Consider the following 24,700-nt stretch of genomic DNA (forward strand, 5'->3'; position numbering starts at 1 on the left):
ATAGGTGTGTTTAAACAAAAAATATATACAAAAATAATATTATTTATTATGTTAGTTTGTTTGCCTTTAGTTTTATCCAGTCCTAAAGTAATGCCTGTATCAGCAGCAGAAAATGAAGAAGATATTCCAATTACTATATTAAATTATCATAAGGTTGATAATATGAATATAGCTTTATCAGTATTACCGGAAGATTTTGACCGACAAATGGCTTATTTAAAAGAAAATGGTTATAATACCATAAATACTGACCAATTATACGATTATATGGTAAATGGAGCAGAGCTTCCAGAAAATCCTATCATGATTACTTTTGATGATGGTTATGAAGATAATTATCAAAATGCGTATCCAATTTTGAAAAAATATGGTTTTACAGGTACTATTTTTATAATTACAGATTTTGTTAGCAATCAGCCTAATTATTTAACTTGGGAACAAATAAAAGAAATGAAAGCAAATGGCATGGATTTTCAATCGCATACAGCTAGTCATAAATCTATGACAGAGCTTACAGAAGCGCAGTTAAAAGATGAACTTACAAAATCTAAACAAACATTAGATACGCAATTAAATCAAGATACGAAATTTATGGCTTATCCTACAGGCACATATAATTTATATATTGCTAAATTAGTTAATGACGCAGGTTATCGTGGCGCATTTACGATAAAATATGGTAATGTGGATAGAGCAAGTAATATTTATGCTTTAGAAAGAGTACCTATTTTCCATACAGAAAATACATTTTTATCTTTTTATGAACGTATGCATTATGTACCAGTATTTGAACGATTGGGTTGGTATAAGAGTTAATCGAATTTGCTATTGAAATAAATTTTGATGGCTGTTACAATTATACTTGTATAAATATGATTATTTTATAAAATGAGAGGGGTTTCATTGGTGGAATTTGAACATATTAGTGTTCTACCAGAAGAAGTAATAGCAGGGCTTGCTATTAAACCTGATGGTATATATGTGGATTGTACTTTAGGTGGAGCAGGTCATTCATCAAGAATTGCAAGTCAATTAAATGAAAATGGTCATTTAATTGGTATTGACCAAGATGAAGATGCTATAAAAGTTGCAACTGAGAGATTAAAACAATATCAATGTAAAATAGATATTGTGCATAGTAATTTTAAAAATTTAGAAGCCATATTAAATGATTTAAACATAGAATATATTGATGGAATTTTATTTGATTTAGGTGTTTCCTCATATCAATTAGATGAAGCAGATAGAGGTTTTTCTTATATGCAAGATGCACCACTTGATATGCGCATGGATAAAACACAAGATTTTTCTGCATATAATGTGGTTAATGAATATGATGAGGAACAATTAAATCATATTTTTAAAACATATGGTGAAGAACGTTGGAGCAAACGTATAGCTGAGTTTATTGTAAAATATCGTCAAGAAAAGAAAATAGAAACTACAGGCGAATTAGTGGATATTATTCGCCGTGCTATACCAGCCGCTGTGCGAAAAAAAGCAACGGGTCATCCAGCAAAACGCATTTTTCAGGCTATTCGTATAGAAGTAAATAATGAATTAGGAATTTTAGAAAATACTTTTAAAACAGCAGTAAAACATTTAAATAAGGGTGGGAAAATAGCAGTAATAACTTTTCACTCTTTAGAAGATCGCATAACAAAGAATGTTTTTAAAGAGTTATCTCGTGGGTGCATTTGTCCACCGCATTTACCAATTTGTGTATGTAATCATAAGCCTGAGATAAAGCTTTGCAGTAAAGCTATAAAGCCATCAAAATATGAGATGGACGATAATTCACGTTCTAAAAGTGCAAAATTAAGAGTAGCAGAGAAGTTATAATCTTAGGAGGATTTTATTATGTTAGCGCAACGCAAAATTGTTTATGACGAAAGTCAAAAAAATTATAAACAGATGAAAACTAAAAAATTAGTAAAAGTAGAACAGGCAAAAAATGTAAATGTAAATAATGCGTTGCGTTCAAGATGTATTATTTTATTTGTGGTTGTTATAGCTTTAGCAGGATTTTTTATATTGCGTAGTGGTGTAGCTGCTAGCAATGCTTATTATTTAAATCAATTAAAAAATCAATCTACAGTATTAGAAGCAGAAAATTCTCGTCTTCATTTAGAAATAGCACATTTAAAATCACCAGAAAGAATACAATCTATTGCTACACAAGAATTAGGAATGATAGTACCGGATAAGTTTTTCTTTTCAACTAAAAATTGATTATCAATTAAGCCATAAATTTCTTAAACAAATTTTTATTTTAAGATTTTATGGCTTAATTTTTTGTAGTATACATATATAAATAAGTGAGCTATAATATAGTTTGATTTTAGATTGCTAAAAGATATAAAAAGCAAATTCAGGAGGGTTTCCAATGACCATTGAACAACTAGTGTCAGTATTAAATAATGTAGAAGTAAAAGGAGATGTGAATAAAGAAATTGAGTTTATAACTCATGATTCACGTCGTGTGAGAAAAAACACTTTATTCGTATGTATCTGTGGTACTAGGGTAGATGGTAATAAATTTATTCCTCAAGCTATAGAAGCTGGAGCTTGTGCGATTATGACTGAAAAAGATGTAGAAGTTCCTGCAGATATTACAGTTATAAAAGTGCCAAATATGCGTGAAGCAATGGAACTTGCTGTACCATATTTTTATGATTATCCAGGTAAAAAAATGCGTATGATTGGTGTTACAGGAACAAATGGTAAAACAAGTAGCACATATATGCTTCGCGATATTTTGCGTAAAGCAGGATATAAAGTGGGCGTCATTGGCACAATTAAAATCATGATTGAAGATGAAGAGATGCCAATTCATAATACAACACCAGATGTGATTGACCTTCAAGAAATCTTAGATAAAATGTATAAGCAAAATATCGATTATGTAGTTATGGAAGTATCTTCACATGCTTTAGATATGAATCGTATTGCAGGTTGTGAATATGATACTGCAATGTTTACAAATCTTACTCAAGACCATTTAGATTATCATAAAACTATGGAAAATTATGCCCTAGCTAAGGCAAAATTATTTGATAGTTTATCTGCACCAAATTTAGTGAAGTCTAATAAAAATGCTGTAATTAATTTAGATGATGAACTTGGCAGTAAAACAATGATTGAGCATACAAAATGCAATTTAATAACTTATGGTATTAAAAATGATGCTGTATTAAAAGCTGAAAATGTAGAAATAAAAGCATCTGGTGCTTCTTTTGATGTAAAATACAAAGATGATTGCGTTCATTTTGATTTAAAAGTTACAGGTATGTTCAATGTTTATAATATTTTAGGTGTAATTGGCGTAGCTTTAGCTGAAAAAATTTCTTTTGATTTAATCAAAGAAACTCTTGAAGCATTTGAAGCTGTAGCAGGACGCTTTGAACTTGTACGTCAAGGTCAAGATTTCAGTGTAATTGTCGATTATGCACATACTCCAGATGGTTTAGAAAACGTTTTAAAAACAGCACGTGAAATCGCTAAAAAACGTTTGATTGTAGTATTTGGTTGTGGTGGTGATCGTGATAGAACAAAACGTCCTATTATGGGTCGTATTGCAGCACAGCTTGCTGATGTGGTAATTGCAACTTCTGATAATCCAAGAACAGAAGATCCAGAATTTATTTTATCTGAAGTAGAAGCTGGTGTACTTCCTGCGCTTCATGGCAATTTCCATGAAAAAATCACAGATAGAAGAACAGCTATTTTCAGAGCTATTGAACTTGCGCAAAAAGATGATATCGTACTTATTGCGGGTAAAGGTCATGAAAATTATCAGATTTTGAAAACAGGAACTATTCATTTTGATGATAAAGAAGTAGCTATTGAAGCAATTAGGGGGAAGATTAATGGCTAATTATCAATTTTCATTAACACAAGTAATGCAAGCTACAAATGCTATCTTAAAAAAATTGACTTCAGCTTCAGTTTTTGGCGGTGTAACAACTGATACTAGAAAAATTGAAGAAGGAATGTTATTTATTGCCTTAAAAGGTGAAAATTTTGATGGGCATGATTTTATTGCTGATGCTGCTAAAAAAGGAGCAATTGGGGCTATTGTAAATAAAGATTATGATATTTCCTTGATTGAAGATATTGATATAGATATTTTAGCTGTAGATGATACATTAAAAGCATATCAAGATTTAGCTCATTTTTGGCGTAAGAAATTCAATATTCCTGTAATAGCAATAACTGGTTCTAATGGTAAAACTACTACAAAAGATTTAACAGCTGCTGTATTATCAGGAAAATATAATGTATTGAAAACACAGGCTAATTTTAATAATGAAATTGGACTTCCTATGACTTTATTGCAATTAGATGGAAGTTATGATGTAGCTGTTGTGGAAATGGGTATGCGAGGATTAGGTCAAATTAAAGAATTGACTGATATCGCTAAACCTACAATGGGTGTAATCACTAATGTAGGCGAAACTCATATGGAACTTTTAGGCTCTATGGAAAATATAGCTAAGGCTAAAGGTGAAATGGCACAAGCTATTGAAATCAATGGAAATGTTATTTTAAATGCTGATGATGAATTTGTTTCTAAAATGAATAGATTGACAAAAGCTCACGCAATTTATTTTGGTATCAATCATGCAGGCGATATCAAGGCTTTTGATATTAAAACTGTAAATGATGGCAAAACAGAATTTGATGCAATTGTTGGCGATAAAGTAGCTCATTTCACATTGAATATGATAGGCATACACAATGTTTATGATTGTTTAGCTGCTTTAGCTGTAGGTTATGCTTGTGGACTTACTGTTGAGGAAATGCAAAAAGGATTAGCTACATTTAAACCAACTGCTATGCGTTTTGAATATAAAAGATTAGCTGATTTTAATTTAATAAATGATGCGTATAATGCAAGTCCAATGTCTACAAAAGCAGCTTTAGAAAATTTAACTAAAGTAGCTAAGAAACGTAAAATTTTAGTAATGGGTGATATGTTTGAATTAGGTAGTGTAGAACAAAAAGCTCATGAAGATATTGGTTTATTAGCTGGTAAATTAGGTGTGGATATTGTAATCACTAGAGGCACATTGACAAAATTCACAGCTGAAGCTGCCAAAAAAGCAGGGGTAGCAAAAGTTTTTGAATGTGCAAGTCATGAAGAAGCAGTAGATGTATTGAAAAAAGAATTACAAAAAGAAGATACTGTTTTATTTAAAGGCTCTCATGGTATGCATATGGAAAAAATAATTGAGTTATTGGAGAAAGAATATAAATGATAGAAGCATTTAATTTAAATATGATATGGGCAGCAGTAGCTGCTGCCCTTGTAGTTTTGGCAGTAGGACCATTTTTAATTCCAGAACTACATAAATTAAAATTTGGTCAAAGCATTCGTGAAGAAGGACCAAAAAGTCATCAAGCAAAATCAGGAACACCAACTATGGGCGGTATTATGATTGTTGGTGGTATTACTATTGCAACTTTAATTTTTGCAGATTTTACTATAGAAGTGGCTTTAGCTTTATTTGTAATGTTAGGTCATTTTGTTTTAGGATTTTTAGATGATTATATAAAAGTTGTTTTAAAACGTAATTTAGGTTTAAAAGCTAAACAAAAATTACTAGGACAATTTATTATTGCAATTATTGTAACTTATATTGGTATAAATTATACAGGACTTACTCAAGATGTTTGGATACCATTTATTGGACAAACTTATGATATTGGTTGGTTTTATTATGTTTTAGTAATTGGTGTGCTTATTGGTACTACAAATGCTGTAAATTTAACTGATGGTTTAGATGGTTTAGCATCTGGTGCTATGGCTGTAGCTTCATTAGGTTTTGCTGCTGTTTGTTTATATTTCAATAAAGCAAATTTAGCGATTTATAGTTTTGCTTGTTTCGGTGCATGTGTAGCCTTTTTGAAATTCAATTACCATCCAGCAAAAGTATTCATGGGTGATACTGGTTCCCTTGCTCTAGGTGGTGTTTTAGCTGGTCTTGGAATTTTGACAAAGACAGAATTATTATTGATTATCTTAGGTGGTTTATTTGTAATCGAAACTTTATCTGTAATCATTCAGGTAACATCTTTTAAAACTACAGGTAAACGCGTATTTTTAATGAGTCCAATTCATCATCATTTTGAATTAAAAGGTTGGTCAGAAACTCGTGTAGTTATGACTTTTTGGTTTGCTGAATTTGTTTTTTGTATTTTAGCTTTATTGACTTTACATTATAGTTAATACTGATTAATATTTAGATAGAGCTAGGTTTCTTTCATTTATTTCTTATGTATAAAAGAAATAAATTTAAAGATTTTAGGAGGTTTTTTTAATGGATTTGAGCAATAAGAAGGTTATTGTAATCGGTGCAGGCATTAGCGGTTTTGCAGCAGCTAAACTTGCTAAAAAACTAGGAGCAGATGTTATTTTAAGTGATGCTAATGAAAAACTAGGTGAAAAGCACGATTTAACTGAGCTTACTGCTTTAGATATAAAAGTAGTTTTAGGAAAACAAACAGAAGCTTTATTTGAAGGTGCAGATTTAGTGATTATTTCTCCAGCTGTACCAAGACATTTACCACTTTTTGAAAAAGTAGCTGAAAAAGTAAAAATTATTAGTGAGGTAGAGTTTGCTTATAAATTAGCTAAAGCTCCTATTTTTGCTGTTACAGGTACAAATGGTAAGACTACAACTACTATGCTTTTAGGCGAATTGATGAAGACTATTTATGGTGAAGATAATGTTGGTGTGGGTGGTAATATTGGTACACCACTTTGTGAAGAATGTTATCGTATTGGCGAAAATGGTTGTATTGTAGCAGAAATATCCAGTTATCAGATGGAAGCTTCTAGTGATTTTGCAACAAAAGGTGCAGCTATATTAAATGTAACTCCTGACCATTTGGCTCGTCATAAAACTATGGAAGTTTATCAAGCTGAAAAAGAAAAAGTATTTGCTCATCATACTGAAGAAAATTTCTTAGTTTTAAATTATGATGATGTACATACTCGTGATATGGCAAATAGAGCCAAAAGTACAATCTGCTTTTTCAGTAGTTCCCAAGAATTAGAAGAAGGGGCTTTTGTAAAAGATAATCAACTTGTTATTCGTTGGAAAGGTTTAATGCATGTTATTTGTAATGTAGATGATATGCAAATCAAAGGTAGCCATAATATAGAAAATGCTTTAGCAGCTTTAAGTTTAGCCTTTTTGGCAGGTGGCGATACTATAAAAATGGCAGAAGCTTTGAAAGCTTTTGCTCCAGTAGAACATCGCATTGAACCTGTTAAAACTATTGATGGGGTAACTTATTATAATGACTCTAAAGCAACAAATCCAGAAGCTGCCAATAAAGCAATTGCAACATTCCCACATATAATTTTGATAGCAGGTGGCGATGATAAAAATACTCCACTTGATGAATTTTATGCTTTAGTAAATGAACGTGTGGATAATTTAATTTTAGTTGGCGATGCTACAAAACGTTTTAAAGAAGAAGCTTTAAAACATAATTATCCAGAAGATAAAATTTATGAAGCAGGATATTCTATGCAAGAAGCAGTAAATTATGCTCATAAAATAGTCAAAGCTCCACAAGTAGTATTATTATCACCAGCATGTGCAAGTTTTGATATGTATGAAGGTTATGAAGCTCGTGGTCGTGATTTTAAACGTTTAGTTAATGAATTGAAATAAGTTTAAATAGAGAAAGTGAGAAAATAGTATGAGGATAATTGTATCTGGCGGTGGCACAGGAGGACATATTTATCCAGCAATTACATTGATAAATAATATAAAAAAATTAGTGCCAAATGCAGAATTTCTCTATGTAGGTACTAAAAAGGGTTTGGAAGCGGATATTATTCCACGTGAACAAATTCCTTTTGTTACCTTAGATATAAGTGGTTTTGAACGTCATTTGACTATGAAAAATTTTGTAGTAGCAGGTAAGGCGTTAAAAGCTGTAATGAAGGCTAGAAATATAGTTAAAAACTTTAAACCAGATGTGGCTATTGGAACGGGTGGATATGTATGTGGACCTATTTTGATGGCTGCAAGTTTGATGGGAATACCAGCTTTGATACAAGAACAAAATGCTATTCCAGGTGTTACTAATAAAATTTTAGCAAGATTTGTAGATAAAATAGCAGTAGGATATAAACGAGCTTTAAGTTATTTCCCTGAAAATAAAGTAGTATTCACAGGCAATCCTATTCGTGATGACATTTTGTTGAGTACAAGAAATGAAGGTTTAATGGAATTTTCATTAGATACTACGAAAAAAACTATTTTAATATCTGGTGGAAGTCGTGGTGCGCATAGCATTAATAAAGCTATGCTTGAAGTTCATAAACATTTTGCCAATAATTATCGTGTGCAGATTATGCATGTTACAGGTAAAAATGAATATGATTTTGTAAAAAATGGCTTAGCTGATTTAGGTGTTAATTTAGATAAAGTAGATAATTTAGCTGTTTATCCATATTTGTATGATATGCCAAAAGCATTAGCAGCTACAGATATAGCTGTTTTTAGAGCTGGGGCTACAAGTTTAGCAGAGCTTACAGCAAGAGGTGTACCAGCAGTATTAATACCATATCCATTTGCAGCAGAAAATCATCAAGAATTTAATGCTCGTGAATTAGAAAAAAATGGAGCTGCTAAAGTTATCTTAAATCGTGAACTTACAGGCGAAAAATTGATAAATGTATTAGAAGAAATGCTTGCTAGTGAAAATCGTCTACAAGAAATGGTAGAAGCTAGCCGTAATATGGGAAAACCTAGTGCTGCTTTAGCTATTGCTGAAATGGTAGTGGATTTGGCTAAAAAAACAAATTATTGATTGTGAGAGGTGTACTTGAAAAGTGCTTGAAGGTATAAAAAAATTACATTTTGTTGGCATTGGTGGCGTAGGTATGAGTGCCATTGCTGAAGTAATGTTAGATAAAGGATATGAAATATCTGGTTCTGATTTGAGTGAATCAGCGGTAGTAAAACATTTAAAAGCAAAAGGTGCTACAATTTATAAAGGTCATGATGCTTTGAATGTAGAAGGTAAAGAAGCATTAGTTTTATCTTCTGCAATACATCAAGATAATCCTGAACTTGTAGCTGCTAAAGCTAAAGGTTTAAAATTATTTCATCGTTCCGATATTTTAGCTTATCTATTAAATGATGCTAAAGGAATAGCAGTAGCAGGTGCTCATGGAAAAACAACTACATCTTCTATGATCAGTGTAGTTTTAGAACATGCAAAAGTTGACCCTACAATTTTAATTGGTGGTTTTGTAGATTATTTAAAAGGCAATGCAAAACTTGGTAAATCTGATTATTTAGTAGCTGAAGCTGATGAAAGTGATGGCTCTTTCTTGAAGTTCTATCCTAAAATTGCAGTTGTTACTAATATTGAAGATGACCATATGGATCATTATGGTTCTATGGAAAATATCATCAAAGCATTTATCCAATTTGTACAGAATTTAGATAAAGAAACAGGTCTTGCTGTATTATGCTTTGATAATGAAAATATTAGAAATATAGCAGATAAAGTGGATAGAAAATATATTTCTTATGCTTTAGATCATGATGCTGATTATATGGCAAAAGATATTAAAATAGATGGACCACATACAAGCTTTACTGTTATTTATAAAGGTGAAGTTTTAGGAGATGTAGCTCTTAATATTCCAGGCAAACATAATGTATTAAATGCATTAGCTACAATTGCTGTATGTCATCATATGGGATTGAGCATAGAAGAAATAGCAGAAGGATTTAAAGTTTTTTCTGGTACAAAACGTCGTTTCCAAACAAAATTTAGAAATGAAAATGTTTGGATTGTAGATGATTATGCACATCATCCAACTGAAATTCAAACAACTATAAAAGCTGCTAAACAGACAAATCCAAAACGTTTAATAGTAGCTTTCCAGCCACATCGTTATAGCAGAACACAATTATTACAAAAAGAATTTGGTTCTTGTTTTGTAGGTGCAGATGTATTGGTATTAACTGATATTTATGCAGCAAGTGAAGACCCTATCGAAGGAATTTCAGGTAAAACTATTGTAGATGAAGTAAAAAAACAAACAGGTGTAGATGCTGTTTACATTGAAAAATTAGAAGATATTGCACCATGGCTTAAAGAAAATATTCAAGCTGGAGATTTAATCATTACTATGGGTGCAGGTAATATCTATACTGTTGGTGAAAATTTAGCTCAAAGTTTATAATTGTGAGGAATAGAAAATGAATTTTAAAAAGATTGTTGTCTTGATGGGTGGCCCATCTAGTGAAGCAGAAATTTCTAGATTAACTGGTACAGCTATTTTAAATGCTTTACAAGAAAAAGGTTATAATGTAGTAGGCATGGAATTTGTGCCAAAAACATTAGTGGAAGATATCAAAGAAAGTGGCTGTGATATTGTATTTAATGCTGTTCATGGTAAATATGGTGAAGATGGCAGAATTGCAGCAGTACTTGAAATGATTGATATGCCATATACAAGTTGTAGCGTTTTATCCAGTGCGATAACAATGGATAAAGTAGCAAGTAAACATCTTTTCCGTTCTACAGGAATTTCTACACCAAATTGCCTTATTTATCGTAAAACAGATACTGATAGAAATTTAGTAGAAGAAATTGCTGGTAAATTCTCTATGCCAGTAGTTGTAAAAGCAGCATCTCAGGGCTCTAGTATTGGAGTAGAGATTGTAGAGAAAAAAGAAGATTTACAAAAAGCAATTGATGCATGTTTTGAATATGATGATGCTATTCTAGTTGAAGAATTCATCAAAGGTAGAGAATTATCTATTCCTGTTTATGGAAATAAAGAAAAGAAAGCTTTACCAATTATCGAAATAACTACTAATTCTGGTAGATATGATTATAAGAGCAAATATACAAAAGGTGAATCTTTCCACATTATTCCAGCACCACTTAGCGAAGAATTAACAGCTAAAATTCAAAAATTATGTATTGATGCATGTACAGTAGCTGATTGCCGTGGTGTTGTACGTGTAGATGTTATGCTCAGCGAAGAAAATATTCCATATGTATTGGAAATAAATTCAGTTCCAGGTATGACACAGACATCTTTAGTTCCAGATGCAGCAAATCATGTAGGCATCTCTTTTGGTGAATTATGTGAAATGATTTTGCAGATGGCTATAGAAGAAAAATAAGGAATAATTTATGACAAAAAAGCAAGTTAAATCAAAAAGATTAATTGCAGCTAAAAATTTAAAAAGAGGCCTAATAGGCCTCTTTGCTATACTAGCAATTATATTTATAATTAACTCGCCTATATTGAAAATAGGTTATGTAAAAGTTACAGGTAATTCTTATTTACCTAGAGAAGATGTTTTGCAAATTGCACGAATAACAGAACCTATAAATATTTTTTCTGTACAAACAGATGTTATTCAAAATTATTTACAAAACGATTTACGCATAGATACAGCTAAAGTTTGGCGAGATTTTCCGAACTGTTTAAATATAGAAATTGTAGAAAGATTACCACTTGCAGTTATGAATTGCAGTTATGGTTATGTTGATTTAGATAAAAATAGTGTGATAATTGACACATATAAAGATCCTAAAAAGATACAAAAGCCAGTGATAGTAGGCATTTCTTTAGATGATGTATATACTGGTGATAAAGTTGAAAATGAAGTAGTAAATAAGGTTTTAAGCTATTTAGGTTATTTAAAACCAGAAGTATTACAACAGATTATACAAATAAATATTGCTGATGCAAATACTATTGAAGCTTATACCCTAAAAGGAACAAAAATTATTTTAGGTAATATAGAAGATCCAGAGGATTTAGCAAATAAAACAAATGAATTTTTTTATGATGTAAAGACAACAACTATACCAGTTGAATACATTGATTTTAGTTATGCTCGACCAGTATTAAAAATAAAGCAATGAGGCTAAATAATGATTAGAGATAAAAAATTTTATTCGATAATTTTTATATGCTTTTTATTGGGATTTATGATATCTGTTCAAGTAAGGACGGCTCAAGAGAATGTGAAGACATCTACTCAATATCAACGAATAGAAAAATTATCTGATATGTTATTGCGTACGGAACAAGAACGTGATGAATTAAAAGCAGAAATTGTTAGATTGAAAGAAGATGGAAATTTGCGAAAAGAATTTCCTGAAAGGATAAATTTTTTAGCAGGAACAACAGCAGTCAAAGGCCCAGGTGTAATAGTATCTATTGAAGATAGCAAAAAAATCATATCAAATTCAGATAATACGAATTTATATATAATTCATGATGAAGATATCTTAAAAGTAATTAATGAATTAAGAGCTGCGGGGGCAGAAGCAATCTCATTGAATGATCAAAGACTGATATCAACTTCAGAAATTCGCTGTGCAGGTCCTACTATTTCAGTAAATAACACAAGAGTAGCAGCTCCATTTGTAATAAAGGCTATAGGTAATGCCAAAAGTATGGAAGATGCTATAAAAATGCGTGGTGGAGTAGCTGAAACTTTGAGTGTATGGGGAATACAAGTGGATATAAAAAAGGATAATAATATAGTTATTCTTGCATATAAGGGTGCAACAGAATTTAAATATGTAACAGCTATATCTCAATGAGTTTTATGTAGGGGATTTTTATGAAAAATGTAGTTATTTTATGTGTGATAGCAGGTTTATTAGGTGGCAGTATAGGATACATAGTGCCAGTTGTTATTCCTACAGAATATAATAAATTATTTTCAGTGGCTATATTAGCTGGGATAGAATCTGTTTGTAGTGCTATTAAATTAATAATGAGAGATAAATTTAAAGGCAATATTTTTATTATAACTTTTTTTGCAAATGTAATTATTGCTGTATTATTTGTGTTTATTGGAGATAGTTTAGGATTAGATTTATATTATGTAATTTTATTAGCATTAGGTTTTAAATTATTACAGGATTTAGATGTAGTTAAAACATATATATTTACTAAATGAAATAAGTCTCTTGATACAAGATAATAGTTAAATAAAATACTTAAGCTATTAAACTGTTGTATTGAGAGCTTTTTTATTATATATTAGAATATATTGGTAAGGTTTTAATAAAGCGATTATTGACAAAATAACAAATAAGATATTGGCTAAACATGTTTTTTGTTATATAATTAGTTATTAAGTGTAATATTTTTTAATTTTATAAGAAATTGAAAGAATAATTAACACATAAAATTACAGGATTGTAAATATAAAATTTTAGTAGAACTAATTTAAAATTAAAAAAAGCTTATGAGAATAGAGAACTGGGGGTTACAGTGGTGTTTGAGTTTGATCAGGAACAAGAAATGGAGCCGATTGCGAAAATAAAAGTAGTTGGTGTTGGTGGTGGCGGTAATAATGCCGTAAATAGAATGATTGCTTCTGGTTTAAAGGGAGTAGAATTTATTGCGATAAATACGGATGCACAAGCATTAGTACATGCTATGGCACAAAATCGCATGCAGATTGGTGAAAAATTAACTCGTGGTTTAGGTGCGGGTGCTAGACCAGAGATTGGCGAAAAAGCTGCTCAAGAAAATCGCGATGATATCATAAAAGCATTACAAGGTGCAGATATGATTTTCGTAACTGCTGGTATGGGCGGTGGTACAGGTACAGGTGGTGCTCCAATTGTAGCTGAATGTGCTAGAGAAGTTGGCGCTCTTACTGTAGGTGTAGTTACTAGACCATTTACTTTTGAAGGTAAAAAACGTTTGAAACAAGCAGAAGCTGGTATTGCAAATTTAAAAGCAAATGTAGATACTTTGATTACAATTCCAAATGATAGATTGTTGGATATTATTGATAAGAAAACTTCAATGGTAGACGCTTTCCGTATAGCAGACGATGTTCTTCGTCAAGGTGTACAAGGTATTTCCGACTTGATTGCTGTTCCAGGTCTTATCAATCTTGACTTTGCTGATGTAAAAACAATTATGAGTAACGCAGGTTCTGCACTCATGGGTATAGGTGAAGGTCAAGGTGATAATGCAGCTATTGATGCAGCTAAAATTGCAGTAAATAGCCCATTGTTAGAAACTTCCATTCAGGGCGCAAAAGGTGTGTTATATAATATTACTGGTGGTCCAAATTTAGGCTTAGCACAAGTAAATGAAGCTTCAAGAATTATCTCTGAAGCTGCTCATGAAGATGCAAATATTATTTTTGGTACAGCAATAGATGAAACTCTTGATGATACTGTAAGAATAACTGTTATAGCTACAGGATTTGACGAAAATGCTGATGAAGGTGTACCTGAATTTCCTTCAGTACCAAAACAGCCAGCAGTAGAAGAAGTGGGAATGGGCTTCCCAGATCTTCCACCATGGATGAGACATAGTAGTAAATAAGGTTATTAACAGGCAATCATGACATTGATTGCCTGTTTTTTGCTCAACAAAGAAATAATTTCAACAGGAAGTGAAAGTATGCGACGATATATACCTTTATTGATAATTGGGTTATGTATTGTATTTATGGTATTAGCGACTTTACTTTATACAACACAAAGTGTTGGCAAAAAAGAACAAGCCAATAAATTTATACCTGTAACTAAAACTTTAACAGTATATACTACAATTCCTGTAGAGATGGCTTCGATTATTGCTAGTGAATATCAAAAAGATGCTAATATTCAAGTTAATTTTATTCCTATAGCAAAAGAGGATTTAATAAATAATTTTCAACATAATAATATAAAAGATGTTGATATGGTCTTAGCAGATTCAACAGTTTTAGAAGAATTAAAAAGTTTAAATGCATTGACAAGCAATATATCTGAAGAAGAAGATATTGTAAAAGAGCGATTTAAAGATAATAATAATTCTTGGATTGGTGTATGGTATGACCCTATTGTTTTTTGTTATAATTTAGATTATGTGAAAAATAATTGGCAAATTCCTTTGACTTGGAATGATTTAGCACAGAATAATAATATAAAAATAGCTATGACAGATTTTATGGTGGCTTCAGCTGCTGCAAATGTATTGTATTCGTTAAGTCAAGATAAAAATATAGATAATACTATGTTGTTGATGCAACAAATTCATGCTAAAGTAGTGCGTTATGCTAAATATTTATCCACTCCAGTGCGTATGGTTGGTATGGGAGAGGCTGATGTTGCTATAGCAGTACAAAGTGAAACGTTGCGATATATAAATGATAATTATCCTATAAGCATCATTTATCCAAAAGACGGAACTGCATACCAATTGACAGCTGTAGGCATTGTTAAAGATAGTAATCAACAAGTAGAGGCAAATAATTTTATCAAATGGTTATTAAGTGATGATATTCAAATCAGCTTACAAAAAAATCGTTATTATTATGTACCAACAAATTACACATCTTTAACTTATAAAGAATTTGCAGGGAAAAATATAAGATTTTTAGAAAAGAATAATATTTTTGATGAAAATGCCAAAAAAGCTATTTTAGATGAATGGGTAACAAATGTGCGTTTAAAAAATTAAAGTAATTGGAGTTTAAACTCAGGAGGAGAAATTATGTTAAAAGCCGGTTTTATAAGTTTAGGTTGTTCTAAAAACCTAGTAGATACAGAAGTTATGCTAGGTATTTTAGCCAAAAATAATATTGAGATCACAGCTGAACCAGCAAAGGCAGATATTTTAATTGTAAATACATGTACTTTTATTCAATCTGCTAAAGAAGAATCTATCACAACTATTTTGAATATGGCAGAATATAAACAAGAAGGCAAAGGAAAATGTCGTTCTTTGATTATTGCTGGTTGTATGGGTCAGCGTTATGGTCAGGAATTATTAGAAGAATTTCCAGAAGTAGATGCTATCGTTGGCACTGGTGCATGGAGCCGTATTATGGAAGCTGTTGAAGCTACTATTCAAGAAAGAAAACGTGTATTGATTACAGGTGAATCTAAAGAAATTTACACTGCTTCAACACCACGTATTTTTACTACTCCATTTTATAGTGCATATATTAAAATTGCCGAAGGTTGTAATCATCGTTGCGCATATTGTGCTATTCCATATGTACGTGGTAATTATCGCAGCCGTACTATTGAGGATATTAAGCAGGAAGTTGAAGCTTTAGCTGAAAAAGGTGTAAAAGAATTTAATATTATTGCGCAAGATACAACTTATTATGGTAGAGATATCTATGGAAAACCATCTTTAGTGGAATTATTAAAAGAATTAGTTAAAATTGAGAAAGTAAAATGGTTGCGTATACAATACGCTTATCCACATACATTTACAGATGAATTAATCGATTTGATTGCTAGTGAAGATAAAATCTGTAATTATGTAGATTTACCATTACAACATGCTCATAATGATGTATTAAAACGTATGCGTCGCAGTGATACAAAAGAAAGTGTAGAAGCCTTATTAGCTAAATTGCGTGAACGTATTCCAGGTGTTGTAATTCGTTCTAGCTTTATTGTTGGTTTCCCTGGAGAAACAGATTCTCAATATACTACACTTCGCAATTTTGTAGAAAAACAACGTTTTGATAAAGTAGGTATTTTCTCTTATTCTCGTGAAGAAGGAACACCTGCTTATGATATGCCAAATCAAGTTGATGAAAATATCATGCAGGAACGCTATCATGATTTAATGAGTCTTCAAAGTAAAATTTCTGAAACTATCAATATTGAGATGGAAGGTAAAGTTCTTGATGTGTTGATTGAAGGTCGCGATGATGAACAACATATGGCATATGGTCGTTCTTATCGTGAAGCTCCAGATGTAGATGGTCAAGTATTTATCGAAGGTGATGATATCAGTCAGCCAGGCGATATTGTTAAAGTTAGAATTTTACAAGGCTTTGATTATGATGTAGTGGGTGAACGCGTAGACGCGTAAATAATTTAATTGGAGATGAGTTTTAGATGATAGTAGAAATCGTAACTACAGGTAGTGAATTGTTATTAGGTCAAGTAATCAATACAAATGTAGCTTATATGTCAGCTCGTCTTAATGAATTAGGTTTTGATGTAGTATATCAAACAACTGTTGGTGATAATCATGATCGCATGAAAGCAGTGTTAGAGCATGCATTATCTAGAGCAGATATTGTCATAACTTCTGGTGGTTTGGGACCAACACAGGGCGATATAACAAAAGAAGTGTCAGCAGAAATTTTTGGACGTAAATTAAAAATCCATGCTGAAAGTAAACGACGCATGGACGAACATTTTGCTCAAAGACATGTTGTCTGGACTGAAAATAATTTACGTCAAGTAACACTTCCAGAAGGTGCTGAAGTATTTTTAAATTATAATGGCATAGCTTCTGGTGTTGTCTTAGAAAATAATGGTAAATATTTAATTAATTTACCAGGTCCACCAAGTGAAATGAAAGATATGTTTGAACGTAGTTTAAAGCCATTTTTACAAAGAAAATTTGGCTTTAAACATGTGATTGTATCTAAAGTATTAAACACTTGTGGTATAGGTGAGTCTTTATTAGAAACAAAGATAAAAGATTTGATTTTAGCACAATCTAATCCAACTTTAGCATTACTCATTCGACCAGAAGGCGTAATTATTCGCATTACAGCTAAAGCATCAACTCATAGTGAAGCAGAAAAAATGATTGAAGTAGTAGAAGCTCAAGTAAAAGCTCGCGTTGGTGAATATATTTATGCTGTTGATGATGAGAATATGGAAGAAGTTGTAGCTAAATTATTGAAAGATAATTGCTTGACTGTAGCTTGTGCTGAATCCTGTACTGGTGGAATGCTAGCTAGTAGATTGACATCTATTTCAGGAAGTTCTATGTATATTAAAGGCAGTATTGTAACTTATAGCAATGAAGCTAAGATGAAATTTCTTGATGTAGATAAAGAAATTTTAGATACAAAGGGTGCAGTATCACCAGAAGTAGCTAAACAAATGGCTGAAGGTGTAAGAAAAGTCGTAGGTTCTGATATTGGTGTAGGCATAACTGGTATAGCAGGCCCTACTGGAGGAACAGATAAAAAGCCTGTAGGTTTAGTTTATATTGCTGTAGCTGGTAAAGATAATATAGTAGTAAAAGAAAATATTTTTTCTGGTGATAGAGCACGTGTAAGATATCGCTCTACTCAGCAAGCATTAGAAATGATAAGACAATATATTAAGAATAAATAATGGATTATATTTCTTTGATATGAAGAAATAAAGTAAATAGGAGGACTATTTTTTGGAAGAAAAAATTATTAAATTTGAAGATATGCAATTAAGTAAAAAGGTATTAAATGCTGTTCGTGATATGGGATTTGAAGAACCATCTCCAATTCAAGCACAGACTATACCTTTAGCGTTAGAAGGTCATGATGTTATAGGACAAGCCCAAACTGGTACAGGCAAAACAGCAGCGTTTGGTATTCCAACTATTGAACAAATTGATGAAAAAAATAAATACATTCAAGCTTTAGTATTGACTCCAACACGTGAGCTTGCTATTCAGATTGCAGAAGAATTTAATAAAATTGGTAAATACAAACGCGTAAAAACTTTACCTGTATATGGCGGTCAAATGATAGATCGTCAAATTAGAGCTCTTCGCTTTGGGGTTAAAGTAGTAGTAGGTACTCCAGGTAGACTCATCGACCATATTCGTCGCAATACTATAAAACTTGACCATGTAAAAATGCTCATTTTAGATGAAGCTGATGAAATGCTCGATATGGGCTTTATTGAAGATATTGAAGAAATCATGTCAAATGTGGCACAAGGTGAAAATCGTCAGACTTTATTATTCTCTGCTACAATGCCAGCACCAATTGAAAAATTAGCGCGTAGCTATATGCATAATCCGCAAAAAGTAATGATTAGTCGTGAACAACTTACAGTGCCATCAGTTGACCAATTATATTTTGAAACTCGTGATAAATTCGAAGGTCTTTGTCGTGTACTTGATATAGAAGATAGCGGTAAATATATTATTTTCTGCCGTACAAAGAAAAATGTTGATGACCTTCAAGCTTCACTACAAGTTCGTGGTTATATGGCTGGTAGCTTACATGGTGATATGAGCCAAGCACAGCGCGACCGTGTTATGCGTCGTTTCCGTGAAGGAAAACTTGAAATTTTAATTGCAACAGATGTGGCTGCTCGTGGTATTGATATAGATGATATCAGCCATGTAATCAATTTTGATATTCCACAAGACCATGAATCTTATGTACATCGTATCGGTCGTACTGGTCGTGCTGGTCGTACAGGTATCGCTGTTACATTCATTGAACCAAAAGAATATCGTCAATTAAAATTAATTGAACGCATGACAAAATCTCGCATGATACGAGGAGAACTTCCAACACCTGCTGATGTTATTGAACGTCAAAGAGAAGCAATCAAAGAACGTTTGTTAAAAACATTAAATAATAATACGTATGCAGATTATCATTTAATTATTTCTGATATCGCTAATGAAGGTTTTGATTATGTAGATATCGCAGCAGCAGCGTTACAACTTTCTATTGAAGGCGTGAAAGAAAAAGACGATAAAGTTTTAGATGAACGTTTTGAAAACACAGGTGGAGCACCTGGTATGGTACGTTTATTCTTAAATATTGGTCGTAAACAAGGTATTCGTCCACAAGATATCGTGCGCACATTTGCTTCAGAAGTTGATATTCCAGGTAGCATAATTGGTGTAATCAATATTTATGACAAATTTACTTTTGTGGAAGTGCCAAAAGATATAGCTGAAAAAGTAATATCTGTAATGCACAGAAATACTATTAAAGGCTATAAATTAAATATCGAACCTGCAAAAGGCAAATAAAAATAAATAGATCATTTAATAATAAAAATAGCATTATCTTTAGGGATAATGCTATTTTTGTTTTATTTTATATTTTTGTCTGTTGAAGAATTATCATAATTGAAATTTAAGTTTTTTATTTTTTCATCAATTTTATGAGCGATTTCTGGATTATCTGCAAATAATTCATGAGTTAGGAAATAAAGATAAGAGGAATTATAATAAACTTGTTTGCGCATTTCTAATTGATTTTGTTGAAGTACTTTTATTTCATTGAATAAAACTATAAGATTTTTATTTAATGTTGTTAATTTCTTATCTATATCTGCACTGTGGATAAAATCAGTAGATTTTTCAGAAGGTATCTGTTTATGAGGATTTAAAATGCGTTCACGACAAAATTCAGATAGGGATTTCTTTTGTTTTTTAGCTTCTTTTTTTAGAGTTAATTTATCATTATCAGTTAAATTAATAGAAATTTGTCCCATATAAAATAACCACCTTCATAATCATAATAAATTAATTATATCATATAATCTGAAGGTGGTTGGTCTTTGTTAAATTTAGTAGAGATTTTAAGAAATTATAACTTGAATATGTTTACTTTCTAGCTCAGCTTTGATGATATCTGTAATATGATTATCTGTTATTACCATTTTTACACTATCTTTTAAATTTAAAGGAACAACGCTATGCTTAGAAAATTTTTCACTTTCAGTCAAAACGATTACTTGTTCTGCCTGAAGAGCCATATCACGCACAGCTTGAGCTCTCATTTGGTCTTTATTGGTAAAACCTATCTTTGAAGAATAGCCATCAGTGCCAATGAAAAAGAAATTTACAAAAAAATTCTCTGCACCTTGGCGAACCATAGGGCCTACCATGACTTGAGAATCAGGCTGATAAATTCCACCGAGGAGAATGATTTGAAAATTAGCTTTACCGCGAATATAGTCGGCAATAAATGCACTATTAGTGATGATGGTTAAATCTTTTTTAGACAAGGTTAAGTTTTCAGCTAAAAGAGCACAACAACTGCCATTTTCAATCATGATAGTATCGCCATCTTTTATGAGTTCGGTAGCTTTTTGAGCGATTTTGCGTTTTTCTTCATAATGATAAGCTATTCTGCCATTGATGTCATCGGTGCTACATAAAAGAGCAATACCATGTTCTCGTTTGATAATACCTTTATTTTCTAAAGCATCTAAATCTTTGCGGATAGTTACTTGAGAGACTTGTAATTTTTCTGCAAGTGCAGTTACTTCCATTTTATTTTCAGGTGAGAGTGTAAGCAATTCTAAGATTTTATTTGCTCTATTTTTCATTATAGACTCCAATCTTTAATAGAAATATTATCTATTAGTATAACACAAGCTTAAACGATTATAAAAATTAGAAAAAGGCATGGATATCATTATCTAAAAATATTTGCAAATACTCTTGTAAGTCTTCACAATGAAGTGCAGGTTGATTTTCATAAGCGTATTTTTTATTTAAAAGATAATATTTATTTTCGCCAAATTGATGAAATGGTAATAATTGACATTGATTACTACCTACATCATGTAAAACTTCACAAAATCTTTTAGCGTCTTCTAAAGAGTCGTTGAATTTTGGTATTACAGGAATTCTAGGAAGAACTTTCTTGCCAGTGGAGATGGCATATTTCATATTAGTTAAAATCAATTTATTATCTACGCCAGTACCTTCGAGATGTTTTTGGCTATTCCAGTGTTTTAAATCAAATAAAATATAATCTATATATTGTATGATGTGCTGAAATTTTTCAGGAGTGCAAAAGCCAGTCGTTTCACAGCATGTATGTAGATTTTTTTCTTTAGCTGCGATTAATAATTCTTTGGCAAATTGAGTTTGCATGAGAAATTCTCCGCCAGATAGAGTGATACCGCCATCACTTTCTTCATAAAAGACTTCATCTTGAAGCACTATATCTAAAACTTGTTGTACAGTTTTAATTTCTCCTTCACTTGTTAATGCTTTTTGCGGACATGTATTTATACATTGTTTGCATAGAGTGCATTTATTAGTATCGATAAAAATATTATCGTTTTTTAAGGAAATAGCTTTTTGTAGACAAATTTCTAAGCAATGATGGCAATGAAGGCATTTTTTCTTATCCCAGAGAATTTGGATTTTAGCTAGTTGACTTTCGGGATTAGCACACCATTTACAATGCAAAGGACAACCCTTGAAAAAAACTACAGTGCGGATACCAGGGCCATCATTTATACTGAATTTTTGAATATTAAAAATTACACCTGTTTGCATATAATTAGCTTTACGCATGATAACTTCCTCGCTTAATTTTACTTTATATAAATTATATCATTTTCTTTAATAAAAATAAATTACAAAACTTTCATTTGAAAGTAAATTTATTTATTAAGATAAAAAATATTGACATATAAGTTTAAATAAGTTATTTTAATTATAGATGAAATTGAAAATATTTACGAATTAAAATAATTTTTTATACTTGTTGGAGGTATTGATTATGGAAAATAAAGCATATTTTGGCTCATTAACTGATAGAATGAAAGCTTTTCGTGAGGAAGTTTTAGATGAAAAGCCATATATTGATGCTCAAAGAGCTGTATTAGCTACACAAGTATATAGAGAAAATCAAAATCAGCCACGTGTAATGGTAAGAGCACTCATGCTACAAAAAATTTTAGAAAACATGAGCATTTATATTGAAGATAAAACTTTGATTGTAGGTAATCAGGCTACAAAAAATAAAAATGCCCCAATTTTTCCAGAATATACTATGGAGTTTGTATTAAACGAATTAGACCTTTTTGAAAAAAGAGATGGTGATGTTTTTTATATCACAGAAGAAACAAAACAGCAATTGAGAGATATAGCTCCATTTTGGGAAAATAATAATCTTCGTGCTAGAGGAGAAGCTCTTTTACCAGAAGAAGTTAGCGTATTTATGGAAACTGGCGTCTTTGGCATGGAAGGAAAATTAAATGCAGGAGATGCCCATTTAGCTGTCAATTATGAAAAAATCTTAGCTTTTGGTTTAAAAGGCTATGAAGAAAGAGTAAAAGATTTAAAAGCAAAGCTTGACCTTACTGATCCAGATAGTATTGATAAAAATATATTTTATAAAGCTGTGTTAATCGTTATTGAAGCCGTTCATCAATTTGCACAACGTTATAGTAAATTAGCTCAAGAATTAGCCGATAAAGAAAAAGATAGTAAACGAAAAGCTGAATTATTAGAGATAAGCAGAATTTGTGCTAAAGTTCCATATGAACCAGCAACTTCTTTTTATGAAGCAGTGCAATCTGTATGGTTTATTCAATTGATTTTACAGATTGAATCCAATGGTCATTCCTTGAGTTATGGCAGATTTGACCAATATATGTATCCTTACTATATAAAAGATATTCAAGAAAAAGTCATCACCAAAGATGAAGCTTTAGAACTTTTGACTTGTTTATGGATAAAAACTTTAACTATTAATAAAGTGCGTTCCCAAGCTCATACTTTAAGTTCAGCAGGTTCACCAATGTATCAAAATGTTACTATCGGTGGGCAAACTCCAGACAAAAAAGATGCTGTTAATGAATTGAGTTTTGTGGTATTGCAATCTGTAGCGCAGACTAGACTTACACAGCCAAATTTAACAGTTCGTTATCATAAAAATATCAATAAAGCATTCTTTGATGATTGTATTGAAGTTATGAAATTAGGCTTTGGTATGCCTGCTTTAAATAATGATGAAATCATCATTCCATCTTTTATCAATTGGGGTGTAAAAGAAGAAGACGCTTATAATTATAGTGCTATTGGTTGTGTAGAAACTGCTGTTCCAGGAAAATGGGGCTATCGTTGTACTGGTATGTCTTATATAAATTTCCCAAGAGTACTTCTTTGTGCTATGAATGATGGTGTGGATTTAACTACAGGAAAACGCTTCACTAAAGGCTATGGCTATTTCAAAGATATGAAGAGCTATGAAGAATTATTATCTGCATGGGATAAAACTGTACGTGAAATGACTCGTTATAGTGTTATTGTCGAAAATGCTATTGATAAAGCTTCTGAGCGAGATGTGCCAGATATTTTATGTTCTGCACTTACTGATGATTGTATTGGTAGAGGAAAAACTATCAAAGAAGGCGGTGCAGTATATGATTTCATATCTGGACTTCAAGTCGGTATTGCCAATATGGCAGACTCTTTAGCTGCAATTAAAAAATTAGTTTTTGAAGAAAAGAAAATCACACCAATTCAACTTTGGAATGCTATTTTAGATGATTTCCAATCTGATGAAAATAAAAAAATTCAGGCAATGTTGATTGATGAAGTGCCAAAATATGGTAATGATATTGATTATGTAGATAATCTTGTAGTTGAAGCTTATGATTCTTATTTAGATGAAATCAAAAAATATCCAAATACTCGTTATCATAGAGGCCCAATCGGTGGTATTCGCTATGGTGGTACATCTTCAATCAGTGCCAATGTAGGTCAAGGTATGGGAACAATGGCGACACCTGATGGAAGAAATGCTTATGAACCACTTGCAGAAGGTTGTAGCCCTGCACATAATGCAGATAAAAATGGGCCAACAGCTGTATTTAAATCTGTTGCTAAATTGCCAACAGAAAAAATAACTGGTGGAGTGTTATTAAATCAAAAAATGACACCGCAAATGCTTTCTACAGAAGAAAATAAACAAAAATTAGAAATGTTAATTCGTGCTTTCTTCAATAGATTGCATGGATATCATGTTCAATATAATATCGTATCGAGAGAGACTTTGATTGATGCACAAAAATATCCAGAAAAACATAAAGATTTAATCGTACGCGTAGCAGGTTATAGTGCCTTTTTCAATGTTTTATCTAAGAAAACTCAAGATGATATCATCGGTAGAACTGAACAATGTTTATAATTTTAAATTGAATT

Annotated in this window: 22 protein-coding genes; 19 read left to right on the forward strand and 3 right to left on the reverse strand. The window is 31.5% G+C overall.

From position 1 onward, the window contains the following. Positions 1 to 6 precede the first annotated feature (6 nt). The 18 genes from GXM21_RS04250 (at position 7) to GXM21_RS04335 (ending at position 19,774) form a co-directional block, all read left to right on the forward strand. Positions 7 to 816 carry a polysaccharide deacetylase family protein gene (locus GXM21_RS04250; protein WP_008538363.1) on the forward strand — a complete coding sequence of 270 codons (810 nt, stop codon included), beginning with the start codon at positions 7 to 9 and terminating at the stop codon, positions 814 to 816. A 90-nt stretch (positions 817 to 906) separates the two neighbouring features. Further along, complete coding sequence (gene rsmH / locus GXM21_RS04255) at positions 907 to 1,842, forward strand: 16S rRNA (cytosine(1402)-N(4))-methyltransferase RsmH (RefSeq protein WP_008538362.1); 936 nt, start codon at positions 907 to 909, stop codon at positions 1,840 to 1,842. 18 nt (positions 1,843 to 1,860) lie between these two features. Further along, positions 1,861 to 2,232, forward strand: coding sequence for a cell division protein FtsL (gene ftsL, locus GXM21_RS04260; RefSeq protein ID WP_008538361.1), 372 nt, complete (start codon positions 1,861 to 1,863; stop codon positions 2,230 to 2,232). A 154-nt stretch (positions 2,233 to 2,386) separates the two neighbouring features. Beyond that, positions 2,387 to 3,877 carry a UDP-N-acetylmuramoyl-L-alanyl-D-glutamate--2,6-diaminopimelate ligase gene (locus tag GXM21_RS04265; RefSeq protein ID WP_008538360.1) on the forward strand — a complete coding sequence of 497 codons (1,491 nt, stop codon included), beginning with the start codon at positions 2,387 to 2,389 and terminating at the stop codon, positions 3,875 to 3,877. Beyond that, positions 3,870 to 5,261, forward strand: a complete 1,392-nt coding sequence (locus GXM21_RS04270; RefSeq protein ID WP_008538359.1) for a UDP-N-acetylmuramoyl-tripeptide--D-alanyl-D-alanine ligase — start codon at positions 3,870 to 3,872, stop codon at positions 5,259 to 5,261. Before GXM21_RS04265 ends, GXM21_RS04270 begins: the two co-directional genes overlap by 8 nt. Next, positions 5,258 to 6,232, forward strand: coding sequence for a phospho-N-acetylmuramoyl-pentapeptide-transferase (gene mraY / locus GXM21_RS04275; protein ID WP_008538358.1), 975 nt, complete (start codon positions 5,258 to 5,260; stop codon positions 6,230 to 6,232). Before GXM21_RS04270 ends, mraY begins: the two co-directional genes overlap by 4 nt. Before the next feature lie 91 nt (positions 6,233 to 6,323). Continuing rightward, on the forward strand, positions 6,324 to 7,688 hold the full coding sequence (murD, locus tag GXM21_RS04280) for a UDP-N-acetylmuramoyl-L-alanine--D-glutamate ligase (RefSeq protein WP_008538357.1): 1,365 nt from the start codon (positions 6,324 to 6,326) through the stop codon (positions 7,686 to 7,688). A 28-nt stretch (positions 7,689 to 7,716) separates the two neighbouring features. Next, complete coding sequence (murG, locus tag GXM21_RS04285) at positions 7,717 to 8,835, forward strand: undecaprenyldiphospho-muramoylpentapeptide beta-N-acetylglucosaminyltransferase (protein WP_008538356.1); 1,119 nt, start codon at positions 7,717 to 7,719, stop codon at positions 8,833 to 8,835. 22 nt (positions 8,836 to 8,857) lie between these two features. After that, positions 8,858 to 10,225, forward strand: a complete 1,368-nt coding sequence (murC, locus tag GXM21_RS04290; RefSeq protein WP_008538355.1) for a UDP-N-acetylmuramate--L-alanine ligase — start codon at positions 8,858 to 8,860, stop codon at positions 10,223 to 10,225. Positions 10,226 to 10,241: 16 nt separating this feature from the next. Further along, on the forward strand, positions 10,242 to 11,177 hold the full coding sequence (locus GXM21_RS04295) for a D-alanine--D-alanine ligase family protein (protein WP_008538354.1): 936 nt from the start codon (positions 10,242 to 10,244) through the stop codon (positions 11,175 to 11,177). 10 nt (positions 11,178 to 11,187) lie between these two features. Beyond that, positions 11,188 to 11,928: a cell division protein FtsQ/DivIB gene (locus tag GXM21_RS04300; protein WP_008538353.1), complete on the forward strand. Its 741-nt coding sequence runs from the start codon at positions 11,188 to 11,190 to the stop codon at positions 11,926 to 11,928. Positions 11,929 to 11,937: 9 nt separating this feature from the next. Then, positions 11,938 to 12,615, forward strand: a complete 678-nt coding sequence (locus GXM21_RS04305) for a DUF881 domain-containing protein (RefSeq protein ID WP_008538351.1) — start codon at positions 11,938 to 11,940, stop codon at positions 12,613 to 12,615. Between the two features lie 20 nt (positions 12,616 to 12,635). Further along, complete coding sequence (locus GXM21_RS04310) at positions 12,636 to 12,977, forward strand: small basic family protein (protein ID WP_008538350.1); 342 nt, start codon at positions 12,636 to 12,638, stop codon at positions 12,975 to 12,977. A 347-nt stretch (positions 12,978 to 13,324) separates the two neighbouring features. After that, complete coding sequence (gene ftsZ, locus GXM21_RS04315) at positions 13,325 to 14,368, forward strand: cell division protein FtsZ (RefSeq protein WP_050900420.1); 1,044 nt, start codon at positions 13,325 to 13,327, stop codon at positions 14,366 to 14,368. 78 nt (positions 14,369 to 14,446) lie between these two features. Next, positions 14,447 to 15,490: an ABC transporter substrate-binding protein gene (locus GXM21_RS04320; protein WP_039881333.1), complete on the forward strand. Its 1,044-nt coding sequence runs from the start codon at positions 14,447 to 14,449 to the stop codon at positions 15,488 to 15,490. A 33-nt stretch (positions 15,491 to 15,523) separates the two neighbouring features. Next, positions 15,524 to 16,864, forward strand: coding sequence for a 30S ribosomal protein S12 methylthiotransferase RimO (gene rimO / locus GXM21_RS04325; RefSeq protein ID WP_008538347.1), 1,341 nt, complete (start codon positions 15,524 to 15,526; stop codon positions 16,862 to 16,864). Between the two features lie 26 nt (positions 16,865 to 16,890). Beyond that, a complete protein-coding gene (locus tag GXM21_RS04330) occupies positions 16,891 to 18,132 on the forward strand; it encodes a competence/damage-inducible protein A (protein ID WP_008538346.1) in 1,242 nt (413 codons plus the stop codon). An 82-nt stretch (positions 18,133 to 18,214) separates the two neighbouring features. After that, the gene (locus GXM21_RS04335; RefSeq protein ID WP_033405531.1) at positions 18,215 to 19,774 is read left to right on the forward strand and encodes a DEAD/DEAH box helicase; all 1,560 of its coding nucleotides are present in this window, start codon (positions 18,215 to 18,217) and stop codon (positions 19,772 to 19,774) included. Positions 19,775 to 19,836: 62 nt separating this feature from the next. Here GXM21_RS04335 and GXM21_RS04340 read toward each other — a convergent pair whose 3' ends face one another. The 3 genes from GXM21_RS04340 to GXM21_RS04350 all read right to left on the reverse strand — a co-directional run bounded on the left by GXM21_RS04340 (position 19,837) and on the right by GXM21_RS04350 (position 22,063). Continuing rightward, a complete protein-coding gene (locus GXM21_RS04340; RefSeq protein ID WP_008538344.1) occupies positions 19,837 to 20,241 on the reverse strand; it encodes a hypothetical protein in 405 nt (134 codons plus the stop codon). A gap of 87 nt (positions 20,242 to 20,328) precedes the next feature. Further along, positions 20,329 to 21,081 carry a DeoR/GlpR family DNA-binding transcription regulator gene (locus GXM21_RS04345; protein WP_008538343.1) on the reverse strand — a complete coding sequence of 251 codons (753 nt, stop codon included), beginning with the start codon at positions 21,079 to 21,081 and terminating at the stop codon, positions 20,329 to 20,331. A 67-nt stretch (positions 21,082 to 21,148) separates the two neighbouring features. Then, positions 21,149 to 22,063, reverse strand: coding sequence for a glycyl-radical enzyme activating protein (locus tag GXM21_RS04350; protein WP_008538342.1), 915 nt, complete (start codon positions 22,061 to 22,063; stop codon positions 21,149 to 21,151). A gap of 208 nt (positions 22,064 to 22,271) precedes the next feature. Between GXM21_RS04350 and GXM21_RS04355 the strand changes: the two genes are divergently transcribed. Then, positions 22,272 to 24,686 carry a glycyl radical protein gene (locus GXM21_RS04355; RefSeq protein WP_008538341.1) on the forward strand — a complete coding sequence of 805 codons (2,415 nt, stop codon included), beginning with the start codon at positions 22,272 to 22,274 and terminating at the stop codon, positions 24,684 to 24,686. Positions 24,687 to 24,700: the final 14 nt, after the last annotated feature.

Origin of the sequence: Megamonas funiformis, from assembly GCF_010669225.1 — a bacterium.
Lineage (GTDB): Bacteria > Bacillota > Negativicutes > Selenomonadales > Selenomonadaceae > Megamonas > Megamonas funiformis.

Coding starts and splice junctions, on each gene's coding strand:
- ftsL (WP_008538361.1), top strand. CDS start 1,861: ATGTTAGCGCAACGCAAAATTGTTTATGACGAAAGTCAAAAAAATTAT.
- GXM21_RS04265 (WP_008538360.1), top strand. CDS start 2,387: ATGACCATTGAACAACTAGTGTCAGTATTAAATAATGTAGAAGTAAAA.
- GXM21_RS04270 (WP_008538359.1), top strand. CDS start 3,870: ATGGCTAATTATCAATTTTCATTAACACAAGTAATGCAAGCTACAAAT.
- mraY (WP_008538358.1), top strand. CDS start 5,258: ATGATAGAAGCATTTAATTTAAATATGATATGGGCAGCAGTAGCTGCT.
- murD (WP_008538357.1), top strand. CDS start 6,324: ATGGATTTGAGCAATAAGAAGGTTATTGTAATCGGTGCAGGCATTAGC.
- murG (WP_008538356.1), top strand. CDS start 7,717: ATGAGGATAATTGTATCTGGCGGTGGCACAGGAGGACATATTTATCCA.
- GXM21_RS04295 (WP_008538354.1), top strand. CDS start 10,242: ATGAATTTTAAAAAGATTGTTGTCTTGATGGGTGGCCCATCTAGTGAA.
- GXM21_RS04300 (WP_008538353.1), top strand. CDS start 11,188: ATGACAAAAAAGCAAGTTAAATCAAAAAGATTAATTGCAGCTAAAAAT.
- GXM21_RS04305 (WP_008538351.1), top strand. CDS start 11,938: ATGATTAGAGATAAAAAATTTTATTCGATAATTTTTATATGCTTTTTA.
- GXM21_RS04310 (WP_008538350.1), top strand. CDS start 12,636: ATGAAAAATGTAGTTATTTTATGTGTGATAGCAGGTTTATTAGGTGGC.
- ftsZ (WP_050900420.1), top strand. CDS start 13,325: ATGGAGCCGATTGCGAAAATAAAAGTAGTTGGTGTTGGTGGTGGCGGT.
- GXM21_RS04320 (WP_039881333.1), top strand. CDS start 14,447: ATGCGACGATATATACCTTTATTGATAATTGGGTTATGTATTGTATTT.
- rimO (WP_008538347.1), top strand. CDS start 15,524: ATGTTAAAAGCCGGTTTTATAAGTTTAGGTTGTTCTAAAAACCTAGTA.
- GXM21_RS04330 (WP_008538346.1), top strand. CDS start 16,891: ATGATAGTAGAAATCGTAACTACAGGTAGTGAATTGTTATTAGGTCAA.
- GXM21_RS04335 (WP_033405531.1), top strand. CDS start 18,215: ATGCAATTAAGTAAAAAGGTATTAAATGCTGTTCGTGATATGGGATTT.
- GXM21_RS04340 (WP_008538344.1), bottom strand. CDS start 20,241: ATGGGACAAATTTCTATTAATTTAACTGATAATGATAAATTAACTCTA.
- GXM21_RS04345 (WP_008538343.1), bottom strand. CDS start 21,081: ATGAAAAATAGAGCAAATAAAATCTTAGAATTGCTTACACTCTCACCT.
- GXM21_RS04350 (WP_008538342.1), bottom strand. CDS start 22,063: ATGCGTAAAGCTAATTATATGCAAACAGGTGTAATTTTTAATATTCAA.
- GXM21_RS04355 (WP_008538341.1), top strand. CDS start 22,272: ATGGAAAATAAAGCATATTTTGGCTCATTAACTGATAGAATGAAAGCT.